Origin of the sequence: Phocaeicola faecium (assembly GCF_014837055.1) — a bacterium.
Lineage (GTDB): Bacteria > Bacteroidota > Bacteroidia > Bacteroidales > Bacteroidaceae > Phocaeicola > Phocaeicola gallinarum.
The window spans coordinates 244,546-263,890 of record NZ_JACSPQ010000017.1; the positions used below are offsets into that span (position 1 = coordinate 244,546).

Genomic DNA, 19,345 nt, shown 5'->3' on the forward strand with positions numbered 1-19,345 from the left:
GGTAATTGTGAGATTAAACACTATTTTTGCAACCTCTTTAGTCATAAATTGGAAAATAGTAATAATTAAATAAATAAGTTCGGAAATGAATATTTCATTGCAAAACGTAGACAAGGTAAGCGCGCTGCTTACTGTTCAGATTGAGAAAGCTGATTATCAGGAAAGAGTTGATAAGACTTTGAAGACAATCCGTCAAAGAGCAAATATGCCCGGCTTCCGTAAAGGTATGGTTCCGATGGGGCTGATTAAAAGACAATACGGAACTTCTGTATTGGTGGAAGAAGTTGACAAACTGATGCAAGAAAAAGTGGGCGAATACATTCGTGATAACAAAGTAAACATGCTGGGTACTCCGCTGCCTAAAGAAAGCAATGCCAACTTTGAAACAGACGAAAATTTTGAATTCTCTTTCGATATCGCTTTGGCTCCGGAATTTGAATTAGAATTATCGAATGCCGATACGGTGGATTATTACGATATTGAAGTGACAGACGCTATGGTTGACCAGCAGGTAAAAATGTATACGCAGCGTACGGCTAAATATGACAAGGTGGAAGAATATCAGGAAAACGATATGTTGAAAGGTTTGCTGGCTGAGTTGGATGAAAATGGCAACACGAAAGAAGGTGGCGTTCAGGTAGAAGGTGCTGTAATGATGCCTACTTATATGAAGAACGATGACCAAAAAGCTATTTTCAACGGTGCGAAAGTAAACACGGTGCTGGTATTCAATCCTTCGGTTGCTTTTGATAATAATGATGCAGAATTGGCTTCTTTATTGAAACTGAAGAAAGAAGAAGTAGCAGAACATAAAGGTAACTTTAGCTTCCAGATTGAAGAAATCACTCGCATGATTCCGGGTGACTTGACTCAAGAACTGTTCGATCAGGTATTGGGCGAAGGCAAGGCTCACAATGAAGAAGAATTCCGCGCTCAGATTAAAGAAGCGATTGCAAAACAATTCGAATCAGACAGCGATTATAAATTCTTGCTGGATGTTCGTACTTACACAATGGGTAAAGTGGGCAAGTTGGAATTTGCAGATGGCTTGATGAAACGAATCATGCTGGAAAACAACAAAGAAAAAGGTGAAGAGTTTGTAAATGAAAATTACGAAAAGAGCCTTGAAGAGCTGACTTGGCATTTGATTAAAGAAAAACTAGTGGCTGCAAATAATATTAAAGTAGAGCAGGCTGACATCAACAACATGGCTAAGGAAGCAACTCGTGCACAGTTCGCACAGTATGGTATGATTAATGTGCCCGATGAATTGTTGGAAAACTATTCAAAAGAAATGTTGAAGAAGCGTGAAAGTGTAGAAGCATTGGTTAACCGCGTGATTGAATCGAAGTTGGCTGAGGCTGTGAAGACTCAAGTAACGTTGAATCATAAAGCTATTTCGGTTGAAGATTTCAACAAGATGTTTCAATAAAAAGTAAATCGTTTTATTAACGATTTCCGACTGAAAAATTATTCTTAGGCACGGCTTGCTTGGATTTCTTGGTTTTTATTGAAGAAAGACCTTGTAACTTCTTGTAACCCGTGCCTAAAAACCATAAAAGCATTATAAGAATGGACGATTTTAGAAAATATGCTACCAAGCATTTGGGAATGAATAGCATGGTGCTTGATGACGTTATCAAGTCGCAAGCGGGCTATTTGAATCCTTATATATTGGAAGAACGTCAGTTAAATGTAACTCAGTTAGACGTGTTTTCCCGATTGATGATGGATCGTATTATTTTTCTTGGTACGCAGATTGATGACTATACAGCAAATACGCTGCAAGCACAGTTGCTGTACTTGGATTCGGTCGATGCAGGAAAAGATATCTCTATTTACATTAACTCACCGGGCGGGTCGGTATATGCCGGGCTGGGTATTTATGATACGATGCAGTTTATTACCAGCGATGTTGCTACGATATGTACGGGCATGGCTGCTTCGATGGCCGCCGTCTTGTTGGTTGCCGGAAAAGAAGGAAAGCGCTCTGCGCTTACTCATTCGCGCGTAATGATTCATCAGCCGATGGGAGGCGCTCAAGGTCAGGCTTCTGATATTGAGATTACAGCCCGTGAGATTCAGAAACTGAAAAAAGAACTTTATACGATCATTGCAGACCATTCGCATACGGATTTTGACAAAGTGTGGGCCGATTCTGACCGCGATTATTGGATGACGGCTCAAGAAGCGAAAGAGTATGGCATGATTGACGAGGTGCTTTCTCGCAAGCCGGCGGTATAATTTCTTTGTAGAGATTTTTTGCATTTGATATAAATAAATGTATAAGCAAATTGGAAGATAAAAAAACATCGAAAAACAAACGGCGTTGCAGTTTTTGCGGTCGGTCGGAAGATGAAGTAGGCTTTTTGATAACAGGAGTAAATGGATGTATCTGTGACACTTGCTCTGAACAGGCATACGAAATCGTTCAAGAAGCCTTGCACCAGCATGGAAATAGCTCTGCCGGAAACTTGAATTTAAAAGAACTGCCTAAACCTAAAGATATTAAAGAGTTTTTAGATCAATACGTTATAGGGCAGGATGATGCCAAACGTTATTTATCGGTAGCGGTGTATAACCATTACAAACGGTTGCTTCAGCCTAAAGATGAAAACGACGTGGAGATAGAAAAGTCGAATATCATTATGGTAGGTAGTACGGGTACGGGAAAAACCCTCTTGGCACGTACGATTGCCAAGATGCTTCACGTTCCTTTTACTATCGTTGACGCTACCGTATTAACCGAAGCCGGTTATGTAGGAGAAGATATCGAAAGCATTCTGACACGTTTGCTTCAGGTTGCAGATTATAATGTAGAGGAAGCGGAGCGCGGCATTGTTTTCATCGATGAAATCGACAAAATAGCCCGCAAGGGAGATAACCCTTCTATTACGCGCGACGTGAGTGGCGAAGGTGTACAGCAGGGATTGCTGAAGCTGTTGGAAGGTTCTGTTGTAAATGTGCCTCCACAGGGTGGACGTAAGCATCCGGAACAAAAACTGATTCCGGTCAATACGAAGAATATCCTGTTTATTTGTGGAGGAGCATTTGATGGCATTGAACGTAAGATAGCCCAACGCTTGAATGCAAACGTAGTGGGATATAGTGCTGTTAAAGAAACGGTAAAAATAGATAGAGGCAACTTAATGCAGTATATCGCGCCTCAGGATTTGAAGTCGTTCGGTCTGATTCCTGAAATCATAGGACGTCTGCCGGTATTGACTTATCTGAATCCTTTAGACCGGACGGCCTTGCGTAATATCCTTACCGAGCCTAAAAACTCAATCATAAAACAATATGTCAAACTGTTCGAGATGGACGATGTAACGTTGGAGTTTGAACCCGAAGTCTTTGATTATATTGTAGATAAAGCGATAGAGTATAAATTAGGCGCGCGTGGCTTACGTTCCATAGTAGAAACGATAATGAACGATACCATGTTTGAGATACCTTCTCAAAATGTGCATAAGTTTGTTGTAACGTTAGATTACGCCAAAGAGCAGATGAACAAAGCTAATTTGTCGCGTTTGCAAATGGCATAATCAGAAAAAATCATTGAAAAAAAGACTTCTTCGGTAAAATATTCTCCGAAATATTTGTGTAATATGGAAAGATGTTTATAACTTTGTTACAAGAGTAATAAAGATGTTCACTTAAAAACAAAGGGAAATATGACGGAAAATATCAACTTAACCGAACAACTGAAGAAACATTTCGGCTTTGATACTTTTAAAGGAAATCAAGAAGCCATTATTCGTAATCTGTTAGCAGGAAAGGACACGTTTGTCCTTATGCCTACGGGCGGTGGAAAGTCGTTATGTTATCAGTTGCCTTCTTTGTTAATGGAAGGAACGGCTATCGTTATATCTCCGCTTATCGCTTTGATGAAAAATCAAGTGGATGCGATGCGTAACTTCAGTGAAGAAGACGGCGTTGCGCATTTTATAAACTCTTCGCTTTCCAAATCGGCTATTGAACAAGTCAAATCGGATATTCTGGCGGGAAAGACAAAGTTGCTTTATGTAGCTCCTGAATCATTGACTAAAGATGAGAATATCGCTTTTCTAAAGAATGTAAAAATCTCGTTTTATGCAGTTGATGAAGCACATTGTATATCGGAATGGGGGCACGACTTCCGTCCTGAATACCGTCGGATTCGTCCGATTATAAATGAAATCGGAACAGCTCCGGTTATAGCATTGACAGCTACGGCTACGCCGAAAGTAAAGATGGATATTCAGAAGAATCTCGGAATGATGGAAGCAACGGAATTTCGTTCTTCTTTTAACCGTCCGAATTTGTATTACGAAGTACGGGCAAAGACGGTAAATGTAGACCGGGATATTATTAAATTCATCAAGCAAAACGAAGGAAAGTCCGGCATAATTTATTGTTTGAGCCGGAAAAAGGTAGAAGAATTGACAGAAATCCTTTTGGCAAACGATATTAAGGCACGTGCATATCATGCGGGGATGGACTCTGCGACACGTAATGCCAATCAGGATGCGTTTCTGAAAGAAGATATTGATGTCATCGTTGCTACGATTGCTTTCGGTATGGGAATTGACAAGCCGGATGTTCGTTTTGTAATTCATTATGATATACCTAAAAGTCTGGAAGGGTATTATCAAGAGACCGGACGCGCAGGACGTGATGGAGGAGAGGGGTTGTGTATAACCTTCTATTCGAATAAAGACTTGCAAAAGCTGGAGAAATTTATGCAAGGTAAACCTATTTCAGAACAAGAAATAGGCAAGCAGTTGTTGCTCGAAACGGCTGCTTACGCCGAGTCTTCAGTGTGTCGTAGAAAAACTTTGTTACACTATTTCGGAGAAGAATATACGGAGGATAATTGTGGTAATTGTGATAATTGTTTAAATCCGAAAAAACAAGTGGAGGCTCAAGATGCATTATGTGCGGTGATTGAAACAATCATTGCTGTTAAAGAGAATTTTAAGCAAGATTATATTATAGATATATTATTGGGTAAAGAAACATCGGAAGTCTTGGCTCATAAGCATGAAGAACTTGAAGTCTTTGGCTCTGGAATGGGAGAAGACGAACGGTTGTGGAATGCGGTTATCCGTCAGGCTCTCATAGCCGGGTATCTTGATAAAGATGTAGAAAACTACGGGCTGTTGAAAGTGACCTCTGCCGGACATAAGTTCTTGAAAAAACCAACTTCTTTCAAGATTGTAGAAGACATTGACTTCGATGAAGAAGAAGTAGAGGAAACACCGATGAGAGGTGGCGCTTCATGTGCTGTCGACCCGGTTCTTTACTCAATGTTGAAAGATTTGCGTAAGAAAATGTCCAAACGTCTGGATGTTCCTCCTTATGTTATTTTTCAAGACCCCTCTTTGGAGGCAATGGCTACTATTTATCCGATTACGCTCGAAGAACTTCAGAACATTCCGGGCGTGGGAGCAGGTAAGGCGAAACGGTACGGTCAGGAATTTTGCGAGTTGATACGTAAGCATTGCGAAGAAAATGAAATCGACCGTCCGGAAGATTTGCGCGTAAGAACGGTAGCCAATAAGTCGAAGCTGAAAGTATCCATTATTCAAAGCATTGACCGCAAGGTGGCTTTAGATGACATTGCTTTAGCTAAGGGTATCGAGTTTAGTGACCTGTTGGATGAAATAGAAGCGATTGTCTATTCGGGTACAAAATTGAATATTGATTATTTCTTGGATGAAATAATGGACGAAGACCACATGCAGGATATCTATGACTATTTTAAAGAGTCGACGACCGATAAAATAGAAGACGCCATGGAAGAGTTAGGTGATGAATACACTGAAGAAGAAATACGTTTAGTGCGTATCAAATTTATTTCGGAAATGGCAAACTAAATGGTCTTTCAGTCTGTAAAGCATATTTGTAAAAAAGTATTAAGCCAACTGATTCGATTGGAATCGGTTGGCTTTTTTGAAAATAGAGTTGACTTAAGGCTTATTTTTACTCTATATCTTCAAATTTGTCTAAAATTATACTTTTTTGATTTTGATATTTCATGAAATTATTCTTTCTTTGTGTCGCAAAAGTATATACTATTATTATGGAATGTGAGATTATTAAAGCTGTATTGATGTCAACTATTGTTTTGTCATGAAAATGCAACAGACACGAACAATTCCATATAATAATGTTATAAAGAGAATCCATGTAAATACTTTTGTATTTGTGTGGGAAAGAATAAATGTTTAGATGTGTTGGGCTGGTTACTTTTATTCGGTGTTTTGTTAACCGGGGTATAGAACTAACCATTCCTTATTTTTTTGTATTGAGTATTTATTATACCTAAATATTAAAAGTGTGAGTTAAGTATTTTTTTATAGACCAAAACAATTAATTTTTATTTTTATGGAAACTAATAACAAAAAAAAACAGGGATTTAAAGGAATTGAAGCTGCTGGTTTAGTTATTATCGCATGCTTTGTTGTTGCTTTGTGTATTTACAAATTTGTGTTGGGTGATCCTTCAAACTTTATGAACAATGACCCGAACAACCATCCGCTTCCGGGCAACATGCTGGGTACTATCTACAAAGGTGGTGTTGTCGTGCCTATTATTCAGACTTTGCTGTTGACTGTAATTGCATTGAGCGTTGAACGTTATTTTACTATCCGTGCTGCTTTCGGCCGTGGTAAATTGGTTAAATTCGTAGCTCAAATCAAAGAAGCTTTGGCAAAAAATGATATGCAGGCTGCTCAAGCATTGTGCGACAAGCAACGTGGATCTGTAGCAAATGTAGTAGGTGCAACTTTGCAGACTTACCGTGAAATGGAACAAAACACTGAAATGGATAAAGACCAGAAGGTATTGGCTATCCAGAAGTCATTGGAAGAAGCTACTGCATTGGAAATGCCGATGTTGCAGCAGAACTTGCCGATCATTGGTACTATTACTACACTGGGTACTCTTTGCGGTTTGCTTGGTACCGTTATCGGTATGATTCGTTCATTCGCCGCTTTGTCTGCTGGTGGTGGTACTGACTCAGTTGCGTTGTCAACCGGTATCTCTGAAGCCTTGATCAACACTGCATTCGGTATCTTGACTGGTGCGTTGGCAGTAATTTCTTATAACTACTTTACTAATAAGATCGATAAATTGACTTACAGCCTTGACGAAGTAGGCTTCTCTATCGTACAGACATTCAACGCTACCCATAAATAATCCGAAGGGACTAACGGTAGGTCTCTCGTGTAGACGAAAATAGTATAACTAATTTTTAAATAGTTAATTATGGGTAAAGTTCAAGTTAAAAAGAAGTCCATGTTTATCGACATGACTGCCATGAGTGACGTGACCGTGCTGTTGCTTACTTTCTTTATGTTGACAGGTAACTTCATTAAGAAAGAACCGGTACAGGTTGTTACTCCGGGTTCGGTTTCTGAAATCAAGATTCCGGAAACGAACATTTTGCAGATTCTTGTCGAACCGAGTGGCAAGATTTTCATGAGTCTTGACAAACAGCAAGATATGGCTGCAACATTGGAAGCCGTAGGAAAGGAATATGGTTTGACATTTACTCCTGAAGAGATTAAAAAGTTCTCTGTATTCCAGACGTTCGGTGTACCGATGAAGAATATGAAACAATTTCTTGCACTTCCGGGCGAAGAGCAGGATAAAATATTGAAGAATTACGGAATTCCTTGTGACAGTGTGGATAATCAGTTCAAGTCTTGGATACGTAATGCACGCATAACAAACCGTGATTTGCGTATCGCCATCAAAGCTGATCAAAGTACTCCTTATTCTGTTATTAAGAACGTGATGAGTTCTCTTCAGGATTTGAAGGAAAACAGATACAATCTGATTACTTCATTGAAAAAAATGTCTGACGAATAAAATTAAAGGAGAAGTTAAAAATGGCTGAAATACAAGATAATGGTGGAGGCAAAAAAGGGAAAGGCTCGAAGCAGAAAAAGATGACTGTCCGCGTTGACTTTACGCCGATGGTGGACATGAACATGCTTCTGATTACTTTCTTTATGCTGTGTACCTCTTTGAGCAAGCCTCAGACGATGGAAATCAGTATGCCTACCAATGATGAAAATATTACGGAGGATCAGCAGAATAAGGTAAAAGCTTCGCAGGCTCTTACGTTACTGCTCGATGCGAATAATAAGCTTTATTATTACGAAGGCGAGCCTAATTATGAAGATTATACTTCTTTGAAAGAAACTGATTACACGGCTGACGGCATACGTAAGGTGTTGCTTCGCAAAAACTACGATGCTGTGAAGAAAGTGGAAGAGTTGAAAGTAAAGAAGGCTAATTTGGAAATTACTGAAGAAGAGTATAAAAAACAAGTTTCTGAAGTAAAAAGCGCGAAAAATACGCCGACAGTTATTATTAAAGCGACAGACAAGTCTACTTACAAGAATCTGATTGATGCATTGGATGAGATGCAGATTTGCAGTATCGGTAAGTACGTGATTGTTGATATTACAGACGGTGACCAATTCTTGATTGATAACTATAATTCAAAAGGTCAGCTGAGTAGTAATGCTGTAAGTTGAAATGTGTAACACCTTAAAAAGAAAAATATGGCAAAAATAGATTTGATTTCTTTGGAATGGTGTGAACTCATTTTCAAAGATAAAAATAAAGCGTATGGCGCATATAAAATGCGTCGTGATTTTGGTAGACGTCAGTTGGCTGCTATCATAATTGTGATTGTAGTCGCAGCTGTCGGATTCTCTCTTCCGCGATTGATAAAGATGGCTATTCCTGAAAAAGAAGAGGTTATGACGGAAGTTACTCAACTTTCTCAATTGGAAGAGCCGGAAGTGAAGCAAGAAGAACTGGTAAAGCCGGTTGAGCAAATTGCTCCTCCTCCCCAGTTGAAGAGTACCATTAAGTTTACTGCTCCGGTTATCAAGAAAGATGAAGAAGTAGCAGACGAAGATGAATTGAAGAGTCAGGATGAATTGACTGAATCTAAAGTGCAGATTTCTATTGCCGATGTAAAAGGTAACGACGAATTGAACGGTAAGGATATTGCCGATTTGCAAGAAGTTATTACTCAGGCTCCTGAAGAAAAAGAAGAGCCTTACACGATGGTAGAACAGATGCCGCAATTCCCGGGCGGACCGGCAGAGTTGTTGAAATACATTGCTAAGAACTTACATTATCCTGCTATTGCTGCAGAAAATGGTATTCAAGGTCGTGTTATTTTGCGATTTGTCGTTTCTGCTGAAGGTAATGTAGAAAATGTACAAGTATTGCGTTCTTTGGACCCGTATTGTGATAAAGAAGCAATCCGAGTAGTTCAATCATTGCCGAAGTGGATTCCGGGTAAACAGAACGGACGTAACGTTCCTGTTTATTACACTTGTCCGATTGTATTTAAATTGCAATAAATTAAGTATACGTGTATGAAGAGAGGTGCGCTTTTGTTGGCTTTATTTGTCGTTTTTTTAGCTTCTTCTTGTCATGACGCTCAAAAAAAGAGCAGTAAAGGTAGTGAAGAAACCTTGTATTCGGGTAATATAACGATTGCGGTGGATGAGTCTTTCAAACCTATCATGGAAGAAGAATTACAAGTCTATCGGGCGTTAACACCTGAAGCTGTAGTAACTCCTATCTATTGCAGTGAAGTAGAAGCTATTAATCTCCTGTTGAAAGACAGTGTGCGTCTGGTTATTGCTAACAGGCGTTTGACTGATGAAGAAATAGCCTCTTTTCATGCACGTAAATTCTTTCCCGAATCAATTCGTATGGCCGTTAGTGGCGTTGCTTTGATTGTCAATCGGGAAAATCCGGATTCTTTGATTACGGTAGAACAATTTCGTAATGTCTTGACAGGGAAAATAAAGACATGGAAAGAACTGAATCCACAGTCTGAGTTAGGAAATTTGCAAGTAGTCTTTGATAATCCAAACTCAGGAACGATTCATTATGCCATCGATTCGATTTGTCGAGGGGTACAGATGGCTTCCGATTTGAAGGCTCTGAAAACAAATGAAGATGTTATAAAATTTGTATCTGAAACACCGGAGGCAATCGGAGTAATTGGTGCTAATTGGATAGGGAATGATGCCGATACGACCCGTCTTTCTTTTAATGAGTCTGTTAGGGTGATGGCTGTAAGTAAAATGTTGAGAGCAACAAAAGAAAATAGTTTCAAGCCTTATCAAGCCTATCTTGCGTTAAGAAGTTATCCGTTGACACATGATGTATTTATCCTGATTAATGATCCGCGTGGGGCATTGCCTACAGGGTTGATGACTTTCTTGACGAGTGATAAAGGACAACGTATTATTTTGAAATCCGGTATCGTGCCAGCAACTCAGCCTGTTCGCTTAGTGAATGTAAAAGATGAATTTTAACAAATTGAGATAGATAATGAAGAATAGAAGTTTAGGTTTTATATGTTGTTGTTTTTTGTTCTCTGCTTCAATGTGGGGACAGGAACCTCTTTCTTCTGACCTGAACCAGCAGGTAACCCAAATCGCTAAAATGATTAAGGATAATCCGAAAGGTGCTGAAGAAGGATTTGATGGTTTGTTAAAGGGAAAGAATAAAAAGAATATTCCTTTGTTATTATCGATTGGAAAAGCATATTTGGATGCTGGAAATACAGATATGGCTAAGGAATATGCTGAACGTGCCCGTAAAGCTGATTCTAAATCTGCATCTGTATATATGTTCTTAGGAGATATAGCATTGGCTGGTAAAGATGCAGGAGCAGCGTGTGGTAATTATGAACAGGCAATATTCTTTGACGAAGATTGTTACGAAGCTTATTATAAATATGCACGTGCGTATGCAGGGGTGAATCCTCAGCTTTCTGTTGACATGTTGATGAAGCTGAAAGAGAGACATCCGGAAGAATTGAATGTCGATCGTGAATTGGCTAATGCTTATTATTTGATGGGTAATTACAGCAAGGCTAAGAGCGCATACGATGATTTCATGCAGAAAGGAACTCCTAACGTACAGGATTACGGACGTTATGCAATGTTGCTTTATTTGAATAAAGATTATCAGCATTCATTGGATATGGCTGGAAAAGGTTTGGCAATGGAAGCTGACAACCATTTGTTGAAACGTTTGATGATGTACGGTTTGTATGAATTAAAGTCATACCCGGCTGGTTTGCAGGCTGCTAATGAGTTCTTCAAAGATCCGAATAATCCAGATTTTGTGTATTTGGATTATTTGTATCGTGCCCGTTTGTATCTCGCAAACGGAAATAACGACGAGGCTATTGCTGAATTTGAAAAAGCATTGAAGGCTGATGAGAAGAAAGAACATCCGGAAGTGGCAAAAGAAATGTCTGATGCCTACGGAAAGATGCTGAAATATCCTGATGCGATTCGTATGTACCAAGTATACATGGATATGCTGGGTGACAAGAAAGAAGTTAGCGACTTATTCTTATTCGGTCGTTTGTACTATCAGGCTGCAGGTGCTTTAGCTCCGACAAATACGGCAGATTCTACTGCAGTAGCAGCGGCTCCTGTTGATACGGTAATGATTAAGAAACAGCAAAATGAATATCTGACACAAGCCGATACGATATTTGCAGAAGTGTCACATCGTGTTCCTGATAACTACTTGGGATATTTCTGGAGAGCTCGTACCAATGCAATGTTAGACCCGGAAACTACTTTGGGTTTGGCGAAGCCTTATTATGAAGCTGCTTTGGCGCAGTTGGAAAAAAATCCGAATGCTTCAAAATCTTTGTTGATTGAATGTGAAAGTTATTTGGGTTATTACTACTTCTTGAAGGAAGAGTACGAACAATCTAAAGTTTATTGGACTAAGATTTTGGAAATAGATCCGGAAAACGCTACTGCAAAACAGGCGATGGAAGGACTTCAATAAGCAGAAAAAGCATAATAATCCTTTAATTAATTGCCAACAGTTCTTGAGGTATCAAGGGCTGTTGGTATTTTTTTGCTTGCATTTTTAATGTATAGCTTACCTTATCTCACCGATATTCTCTTCTTTACAACCTCTCTCTAAGGTTTTTTTCGTTTTTCATGTCTTTTTATTTAATATAAAATCGTAACTTTGCCGACACTTTGTAAAGCAAATACGTGCATGATATCGGTAGAAGAATTAAAAGTGGAGTTTGGCGTTACACCTCTCTTTGAGGACGTCTCTTTTGTTATCAATAAGAAAGACCGCATCGCTTTGGTGGGAAAGAATGGAGCCGGTAAATCTACGATGTTGAAGATTTTGGCAGGATTGCAGCGTCCCACCTCAGGTACGGTGGCCGTACAGCGCGGGGTAACGATTGGCTATTTGCCTCAGGTGATGATTCTTAGTGATACGCGGACGGTGATGGCAGAAGCGGAAATGGCTTTCGAACACATCTTTGAGATGCAGGAGCGTTTAGATAAGATGAATCAGGAGTTGGCAGACCGTACGGATTATGATTCTGAAAGTTATCATGAACTGATAGAAAAGTTTACGCATGAAAACGACCGTTTCCTAATGATGGGAGGAACAAATTACAAAGCGGAAATCGAAAGAACACTTGTTGGCTTAGGATTCAACCGTTCCGATTTCGATCGTCCCACATCAGAGTTTAGCGGAGGATGGCGTATGCGTATTGAGTTGGCAAAGATTCTGTTACGGCGTCCTGATGTGCTGTTGCTGGATGAGCCTACTAACCATTTGGACATTGAAAGTATCCAGTGGTTGGAAAATTTTTTGAAAGTGAGTCCCGGAGCAGTCGTGTTGGTAAGTCACGACCGTGCGTTTATCAATAATGTGACCAATCGCACCATCGAAATTTCTTGTGGGCATATCTATGATTACAAAGTAGCTTACAATGAATTTGTGACACTTCGCAAAGAGCGCCGTGAACAGCAACTTCGCGCTTACGAAAATCAGCAGAAAGAAATTAAGGAGACCGAAGACTTTATCGAACGTTTTCGTTATAAGGCAACCAAAGCCGTTCAGGTGCAGAGCCGCATCAAGCAGTTGGCAAAAATTGTTCCCATAAAGATTGATGAAGAAGATACTTCTGCGCTTCGGCTGAAGTTTCCCCCTGCCGTTCGTTCGGGTAATTATCCTTTGATATGCGAGGGAGTGAAAAAATCATACGGCTCGCATGTGGTATTCCATGATGTCACGCTTACGATTCATCGCGGAGAAAAGGTTGCTTTTGTAGGTAAAAATGGCGAAGGAAAATCTACATTAGTAAAATGTATCATGGACGAAATTCCTTACGAAGGGAAATTGGTAATAGGACATAACGTCCAGATAGGTTATTTTGCTCAGAATCAAGCGCAGTTGCTTGATGAAAACCTGACCGTGTTTGATACCATCGACCGTGTGGCGAAAGGAGATATTCGCTTGAAGATACGCGATATTTTGGGGGCATTTATGTTTGGAGGCGAGGCTTCCGAGAAAAAAGTTAAAGTGCTTTCCGGAGGTGAACGCAGTAGGTTGGCTATGATTAAACTTCTGCTTGAGCCGGTCAACTTTTTGATTTTAGACGAGCCGACCAATCATCTTGATATGCGTTCGAAAGATGTGTTGAAGGATGCAATTCGCGATTTCGATGGAACGGTGATTGTTGTTTCCCACGACCGTGAGTTTCTTGACGGCTTGGTGACCAAAGTATACGAGTTTGGCGGAGGAGTTGTGAAAGAACACCTCGGTGGCATTTACGATTTCCTTCAGAAGAAACAAATGGAAAGTTTAGACGAGCTTCAGTTGTCCCAGTCTCCCTCGACGGCAAAAACAGAGGTTCCGGCAGCAGTAAGTGAGAATAAACTTTCATACGAAGCTCAAAAAGAGTTGAATAAGAAAATCCGCAAGTTAGAGAAACAAATTGCCGATTGTGAAAAAGAAATCGAAGATTTGGAGGGTAAGAAAATCGAAATTGAAACCCGGATGGCAACTCCCGAAGGTGCGGCAGATATGAAACTTTACGAGCAGTATCAACAGTTGAAAGAACAGATTTCGGAGGTGGAAGACCGTTGGGAAGCTGTGTCGCTGGAGTTGGAGGAGATAAAAGAATAAAGAAACACTTTTTTTAATAACGCTATATGAATAAAAAGAATTATGTAATTCTTGCAGCCGTTGCGCTGGCTGCAATGACAGGTTGTGCCGGCCAGAAGGAAGCGAAAAGCACTTCCGGCATTGATCTTGCCAATATGGATACTACGGTATCTGCCGGTACTGATTTTTTCCGTTATGCTTGTGGTGGGTGGAATGACGCTCATCCGCTTACAGCCGAATATTCTCGCTACGGAACATTCGACATGTTGTTTGAAAATAGCCAAAAGCAGTTGCGCGATTTGATTGAAGGGCTTGCTGCTCAGCAGAATAACCAGCCGGGAACACCCGCTCAGAAAATCGGCGATTTGTATAACTTGGCAATGGACAGCGTAACGCTGAACAAGCAGGGTGTGGAACCTGTAAAACCTCGTCTGGATGAAATTGCTGCAATGACCGATAAGAGCCAGATTGTTCCGATGATGACCAAGTTGCTTTACGACGGTATCGGTACATATTTCAGAAATTATGTATATGCCGACCCGAAGAACAGTGCACTGAATATCTTCCAAATGGGACAAGGCGGCATTAACTTGGGTGAAAAAGAATATTATTTGGATAATGACAGCATTACTCTGAACATCCGCGAACAGTATAAGAACTACATTGCCAAGCTGTTTACACTGGCAGGATTTTCCGAAACTGAAGCCCGGCAGAAGATGGCAGATGTGATGGAAATAGAAACTGCCATTGCAAAAGTTTCATTTAGTGCAGCTCAGCTTCGCAACCCGGAAGCAAACTATCATAAGATGTCTTACGATGAGGTGAAGAAAACATTCCCCGGCATTGATTGGGATGCTTTTATGAAAGGTTTGGGACTGGAAAACGTTACTGAAGTGAATGTAGAACAAATCGAACCGATAAAGGAGGTAGACAAACTTATCAATACGCTTCCGCTGTCGAAACACATTGCGTATTTGCAGTATAACCTGCTGGACGCTGCCGCAAGTTATCTGAGCGATGATTTCATAGCTGCCCGTTTCGATTTCTACGGAAAGGTATTGTCCGGACGTCAGGTAAATCAGCCGCGCTGGAAACGTGCTGTAAACTCGGTTGACGGCATGTTGGGTGAACTGGTAGGACAGATGTACGTTGAGAAATACTTCCCCGCAGCAGCGAAAGAGCGTATGGTGAAGCTGGTAAGCAACTTGCAGGTGGCTTTGGGCGAACGTATCGACGCACAGGAATGGATGAGCGACAGCACGAAGGTGAAAGCACACGAAAAGCTGGATGCTTTCCATGTAAAAGTGGGTTATCCGGACAAATGGAAAGATTACTCTGACTTGAAGGTGGAAAAAGATTCTTATTGGGCAAACGTATGCCGTACCGCTGCTTGGAATGTGAAAGATATGTATAGCCGTTTAGGTAAACCGGTAGACCGTGAAGAATGGTTGATGACTCCGCAAACCGTAAACGCTTACTATAATCCTTCTACAAATGAAATCTGCTTCCCCGCAGCCATTCTTCAGCCTCCTTTCTTCAACATGGATGCCGACGATGCAGCCAACTACGGAGCGATTGGCGTGGTTATCGGTCATGAGATGACTCACGGATTCGACGATCAGGGTCGCCAGTTCGATAAAGAAGGTAACTTGAAAGACTGGTGGGCAGAAGGTGACGCCGATCGTTTCCAAGAACGTGCGCAAGTGATGGTCGACTTCTTTAATGGCATTGAAGTGCTTCCGGGACTGTATGCTAATGGACAACTGACGTTGGGTGAAAACCTTGCCGACCACGGAGGTTTGAACGTAGCGTTCTTGGCATTCCAGAATGCAACGAAAGATGCTCCGCTTGGAGTGGTAGACGGATTTACTCCCGAACAGCGTTTCTTCCTTGCTTACGCTACACTGTGGGCAGGAAACATCCGCGACGAACAAATTCGCGTGTACACCAAGTCCGACCCTCACTCACTGGGCAAATGGCGTGTAAACGGAGCGTTGCCTCACATTCAGGCGTGGTATGACGCTTTCAATATTACGCCGGACGACTCGATGTACATTGCTCCCGAAAAGCGTGTGAATATATGGTAATATTGCTATAACGCAGTTTTACGTTAAGAGCTTGTTTGAATTTTGCTCGGCTTTAAAAACAACTTATTGGAAAATTTAAACAGGCTCTAATATACTTGCGCCCCGAAAGTTTTTTACCGACTTTCGGGGCGCATTTGTTTTGTTTTAGGTTGAAAAAACGTACTTTTGTCTGTGTTAGGCTTTTAAAAATAAGAAGATATGGCTGCCAAGAAAGAAACATATACCGAAGCGATGAAGCGTTTGGAAGAAATTGTAAACCGCATCGAAAGTAACGAGTTGGATATCGACCGGCTGGGAGAGAACCTGCGCGAAGCTCAGAAACTGATTAAATACTGCCGTGACAAACTCTATAAAGCCGATGCGGAAATAAAAAAGATGTTGGAGCCCGAAGGGGCGGAAGAAAGCAAAGCATAACGGAGGAGTGAATAATCGGCTCTTCTGAAAAAGATGGAAATAAAGTTGGATTTTGTAAAGATAAAACGTATTTTTGTCCAAACATGTAAGCAGAACTGAAATTATTAAAACAATATAACAATGAAAGAAATTGATTGGGCTAATCTGTCGTTCGGATATATGAAGACGGATTATAACGTACGTTGCTATTATCGCGACGGAAAATGGGGAGAATTGGAACTTTGTTCGGAAGAAACTTTGAATATTCACATGGCAGCTACTTGCCTTCATTACGGTCAGGAGGCATTCGAAGGCTTGAAGGCATATCGCGGCAAAGACGGTAAAATCCGCGTGTTCCGTCCGCAAGCCAATGCAGAACGCCTGCAAAGCACTTGCCGCGGAATCCTGATGCCCGAACTGCCTACCGAACTGTTCTGTGAGGCTGTGCGCAAAGTGGTAAAGGCAAACGAACGTTTCATTCCGCCTTACGAAAGCGGTGCTTCATTATACATCCGTCCGTTGCTCATCGGTACGGGCGCACAGGTGGGTGTTCATCCGGCGAGCGAATACCTGTTTGTTATCTTCGTTACTCCGGTAGGCCCGTACTTTAAAGGCGGTTTCGCTACCAATCCTTACGTAATCATCCGTGAGTTCGACCGTGCCGCTCCGCTCGGAACAGGTACATATAAAGTAGGCGGTAACTATGCAGCCAGCCTGCGTGCCAATAAGAAAGCTCACGACTTGGGTTATTCTTGCGAATTCTACCTCGATGCCAAAGAGAAGAAATACATCGACGAGTGTGGCGCTGCCAACTTCTTCGGTATCAAGAATAACACGTACGTTACACCGTTGTCTACTTCCATCCTTCCGTCTATTACCAACCGCAGCCTGATGCAGTTGGCAGAAGACATGGGCATGAAAGTTGAACGCCGTCCCATTCCGGAAGAAGAACTGTCTACTTTCGAAGAAGCAGGAGCTTGCGGAACGGCAGCCGTTATCAGCCCCATTGAGCGCATCGACGATTTGGAGAACCATAAATCATACGTCATTGCGAAAGACGGCAAACCGGGACCCATCAGCGAAAAGCTGTATCACAAACTGCGCGCTATCCAGTATGGTGATGAAGCCGACCCGTATGGATGGGTAATGATGGTGGAATAACCGTAAAGGCATTATTGTTTAACTTTAAAATATATTACTATGAGGAAAAAGTATTCAGAGTTGAGAGAGGAAGCCAGTAAGTCGTTAGACGGCAAATGGATGATGGCAGCGTTGGCTACATTGATTTATATAGTCATTGCAGCCGGAGTTTCCAGCATTCCTTTTATAGGAACAGTTTTGGCGTTTTTGATTGGTTATCCGTTGGTATACGGATACTACATACTGTTGCTTGACGGCTTTCGTGGGGCAGAGAAGCTCGAATTGGGCACTTTGTTCGAGGGATTTAAGGATTATGGCCGGATATTCGGTACAATGTTCCTGATGTTTATTTATCTGTTTCTGTGGACATTGTTGCTCGTTATTCCGGGTATTATAAAAGGTTATTCTTATGCCCTGACTCCTTACATTCTGAGAGATGAACCTCAGTTGAAGTTCAACGGGGCGATAGAAAAAAGTATGCGCATGATGGAAGGACATAAAATGGATCTGTTTATCCTCGATTTGACTTTCATCGGATGGGGACTTTTATGTATCATTACCTTTGGTTTGGCATACTTTTGGGTAGCTCCTTATTTCCAAACCGCCCGCATCGCTTTTTATGAGATGCTGAAGGCAGAGCAGGCAGAAGAAGAACCTGCAACCGAGATGTAATCTTACAGTTACTCTGTATATTTTCAAGAGAGGCCAGACTCGTCGGCAGACGGTCTGACCTCTCTTTTTGTTTGCCTGTTCAAAACTTTAATTGGCTGATGTGATTCAATAAGGATAGCCTTCATTGGGTGCATCTGAGAGAACCAAAAAACGCTTCGGTTAGCGTTGGTTGTTCCATGCGGATGCGTTACTCAATTCTTCCCATAGAGTTTGCTTGTTTTTCGGGTAGCGTTTTCAACCTTTCCCTCCTCCCGTGTGGATGGTTGTTACGCCGGATAAAACCATTATCATGGAAAGAAAATCCAGTAATCCTGCCATTTTGTGTTATCCCCATTTGATGTTTGTACATCTTGATAAATATGTTATCTGTTGTTTATCAATGTGTTATCTGTTGCATGATGTGCATTGCAGAAAAATGAATAAAATCGCTGATGATGTTAATTTTGCACCCAAATAACATATTTTGATATATGATAAAAAAGTATTTCTTAAAATTCATATTGCCGGGAGTTATTTTAATGCTGACATCCTCTTTGTCAGCTCAGAAGCTGGCTGTGAAAACCAATTTGCTTTATGATGCTACGGCAACCCTCAATGCCGGATTTGAAACAGGACTTAGCCCTAAATGGACGCTTGACGTATCGGGTAACTACAACGGATGGAACATGAGTAGTTGCGGATGCCGCAAATGGAAACACTGGATGGTGCAACCGGAGGCACGTTACTGGTTCTGTGAGCGTTTCAACGGTCACTTTCTGGCAATGCACGCACTGGGAGGACAATATAATATGGCAAAGGTGCATTTACCCTTCGGGCTTTATCCGGGACTCCGTAAGAACCGTTACGAAGGCTGGTTTGCCGGAGCGGGTGTGGGCTACGGTTACCAGTGGGTGCTTAACAAACGCTGGAATTTCGAGGCGGAAATCGGAGTGGGGTACGTTTATACGGACTACAAAACCTATCGTTGCTCGCAATGTCCCAAGCGGACGGATAGGGGACACAAGAACTATCTGGGCCCTACAAAGGCGGCCCTGACACTGGTTTATGTCATTAATTGATTTATCTAAAGAATAAGA

16 protein-coding genes are annotated in these 19,345 nt (G+C 41.3%); all 16 read left to right on the forward strand.

The window, feature by feature from the left end; all coding sequences use genetic code 11:
- Window positions 1-85: 85 nt before the first annotated feature.
- The 16 genes from tig (at window position 86) to H9626_RS12225 (ending at window position 19,327) form a co-directional block, all read left to right on the forward strand.
- Window positions 86-1,432 (forward strand): trigger factor, encoded by a 1,347-nt coding sequence (tig, locus tag H9626_RS12150; protein WP_191710625.1) that lies wholly within the window; start codon window positions 86-88, stop codon window positions 1,430-1,432.
- 140 nt (window positions 1,433-1,572) lie between these two features.
- Entirely contained in the window at window positions 1,573-2,244 is a 672-nt protein-coding gene (gene clpP / locus H9626_RS12155) for an ATP-dependent Clp endopeptidase proteolytic subunit ClpP (protein ID WP_191710626.1), read from the forward strand.
- A 50-nt stretch (window positions 2,245-2,294) separates the two neighbouring features.
- Window positions 2,295-3,545 carry an ATP-dependent Clp protease ATP-binding subunit ClpX gene (clpX, locus tag H9626_RS12160; protein ID WP_191710627.1) on the forward strand — a complete coding sequence of 417 codons (1,251 nt, stop codon included), beginning with the start codon at window positions 2,295-2,297 and terminating at the stop codon, window positions 3,543-3,545.
- Window positions 3,546-3,674: 129 nt separating this feature from the next.
- Window positions 3,675-5,858 carry a DNA helicase RecQ gene (recQ, locus tag H9626_RS12165; protein WP_191710628.1) on the forward strand — a complete coding sequence of 728 codons (2,184 nt, stop codon included), beginning with the start codon at window positions 3,675-3,677 and terminating at the stop codon, window positions 5,856-5,858.
- Window positions 5,859-6,369: 511 nt separating this feature from the next.
- Complete coding sequence (locus tag H9626_RS12170; RefSeq protein WP_191710629.1) at window positions 6,370-7,182, forward strand: MotA/TolQ/ExbB proton channel family protein; 813 nt, start codon at window positions 6,370-6,372, stop codon at window positions 7,180-7,182.
- Window positions 7,183-7,251: 69 nt separating this feature from the next.
- The gene (locus H9626_RS12175) at window positions 7,252-7,857 is read left to right on the forward strand and encodes an ExbD/TolR family protein (RefSeq protein WP_191710630.1); all 606 of its coding nucleotides are present in this window, start codon (window positions 7,252-7,254) and stop codon (window positions 7,855-7,857) included.
- 20 nt (window positions 7,858-7,877) lie between these two features.
- Window positions 7,878-8,531, forward strand: coding sequence for an ExbD/TolR family protein (locus H9626_RS12180; protein WP_191710631.1), 654 nt, complete (start codon window positions 7,878-7,880; stop codon window positions 8,529-8,531).
- A 27-nt stretch (window positions 8,532-8,558) separates the two neighbouring features.
- The gene (locus H9626_RS12185; RefSeq protein WP_191710632.1) at window positions 8,559-9,374 is read left to right on the forward strand and encodes an energy transducer TonB; all 816 of its coding nucleotides are present in this window, start codon (window positions 8,559-8,561) and stop codon (window positions 9,372-9,374) included.
- A gap of 15 nt (window positions 9,375-9,389) precedes the next feature.
- Complete coding sequence (locus H9626_RS12190; RefSeq protein WP_191710633.1) at window positions 9,390-10,343, forward strand: PstS family phosphate ABC transporter substrate-binding protein; 954 nt, start codon at window positions 9,390-9,392, stop codon at window positions 10,341-10,343.
- Between the two features lie 16 nt (window positions 10,344-10,359).
- A complete protein-coding gene (locus tag H9626_RS12195; RefSeq protein WP_191710634.1) occupies window positions 10,360-11,844 on the forward strand; it encodes a tetratricopeptide repeat protein in 1,485 nt (494 codons plus the stop codon).
- A gap of 219 nt (window positions 11,845-12,063) precedes the next feature.
- Complete coding sequence (locus tag H9626_RS12200; protein WP_191710635.1) at window positions 12,064-13,998, forward strand: ABC-F family ATP-binding cassette domain-containing protein; 1,935 nt, start codon at window positions 12,064-12,066, stop codon at window positions 13,996-13,998.
- Between the two features lie 26 nt (window positions 13,999-14,024).
- On the forward strand, window positions 14,025-16,064 hold the full coding sequence (locus tag H9626_RS12205) for a M13 family metallopeptidase (RefSeq protein ID WP_191710636.1): 2,040 nt from the start codon (window positions 14,025-14,027) through the stop codon (window positions 16,062-16,064).
- 198 nt (window positions 16,065-16,262) lie between these two features.
- The gene (gene xseB, locus H9626_RS12210; protein WP_191710637.1) at window positions 16,263-16,478 is read left to right on the forward strand and encodes an exodeoxyribonuclease VII small subunit; all 216 of its coding nucleotides are present in this window, start codon (window positions 16,263-16,265) and stop codon (window positions 16,476-16,478) included.
- A 120-nt stretch (window positions 16,479-16,598) separates the two neighbouring features.
- Window positions 16,599-17,618, forward strand: a complete 1,020-nt coding sequence (locus H9626_RS12215; RefSeq protein WP_191710638.1) for a branched-chain amino acid aminotransferase — start codon at window positions 16,599-16,601, stop codon at window positions 17,616-17,618.
- Between the two features lie 39 nt (window positions 17,619-17,657).
- Window positions 17,658-18,269 carry a DUF975 family protein gene (locus tag H9626_RS12220; RefSeq protein WP_191710639.1) on the forward strand — a complete coding sequence of 204 codons (612 nt, stop codon included), beginning with the start codon at window positions 17,658-17,660 and terminating at the stop codon, window positions 18,267-18,269.
- Between the two features lie 470 nt (window positions 18,270-18,739).
- The gene (locus tag H9626_RS12225; RefSeq protein ID WP_191710640.1) at window positions 18,740-19,327 is read left to right on the forward strand and encodes a DUF3575 domain-containing protein; all 588 of its coding nucleotides are present in this window, start codon (window positions 18,740-18,742) and stop codon (window positions 19,325-19,327) included.
- Window positions 19,328-19,345 lie beyond the last annotated feature (18 nt).

Coding starts and splice junctions, on each gene's coding strand:
- tig (WP_191710625.1), top strand. CDS start 86: ATGAATATTTCATTGCAAAACGTAGACAAGGTAAGCGCGCTGCTTACT.
- clpP (WP_191710626.1), top strand. CDS start 1,573: ATGGACGATTTTAGAAAATATGCTACCAAGCATTTGGGAATGAATAGC.
- recQ (WP_191710628.1), top strand. CDS start 3,675: ATGACGGAAAATATCAACTTAACCGAACAACTGAAGAAACATTTCGGC.
- H9626_RS12170 (WP_191710629.1), top strand. CDS start 6,370: ATGGAAACTAATAACAAAAAAAAACAGGGATTTAAAGGAATTGAAGCT.
- H9626_RS12175 (WP_191710630.1), top strand. CDS start 7,252: ATGGGTAAAGTTCAAGTTAAAAAGAAGTCCATGTTTATCGACATGACT.
- H9626_RS12180 (WP_191710631.1), top strand. CDS start 7,878: ATGGCTGAAATACAAGATAATGGTGGAGGCAAAAAAGGGAAAGGCTCG.
- H9626_RS12185 (WP_191710632.1), top strand. CDS start 8,559: ATGGCAAAAATAGATTTGATTTCTTTGGAATGGTGTGAACTCATTTTC.
- H9626_RS12190 (WP_191710633.1), top strand. CDS start 9,390: ATGAAGAGAGGTGCGCTTTTGTTGGCTTTATTTGTCGTTTTTTTAGCT.
- H9626_RS12195 (WP_191710634.1), top strand. CDS start 10,360: ATGAAGAATAGAAGTTTAGGTTTTATATGTTGTTGTTTTTTGTTCTCT.
- H9626_RS12200 (WP_191710635.1), top strand. CDS start 12,064: ATGATATCGGTAGAAGAATTAAAAGTGGAGTTTGGCGTTACACCTCTC.
- H9626_RS12205 (WP_191710636.1), top strand. CDS start 14,025: ATGAATAAAAAGAATTATGTAATTCTTGCAGCCGTTGCGCTGGCTGCA.
- xseB (WP_191710637.1), top strand. CDS start 16,263: ATGGCTGCCAAGAAAGAAACATATACCGAAGCGATGAAGCGTTTGGAA.
- H9626_RS12215 (WP_191710638.1), top strand. CDS start 16,599: ATGAAAGAAATTGATTGGGCTAATCTGTCGTTCGGATATATGAAGACG.
- H9626_RS12220 (WP_191710639.1), top strand. CDS start 17,658: ATGAGGAAAAAGTATTCAGAGTTGAGAGAGGAAGCCAGTAAGTCGTTA.
- H9626_RS12225 (WP_191710640.1), top strand. CDS start 18,740: ATGATAAAAAAGTATTTCTTAAAATTCATATTGCCGGGAGTTATTTTA.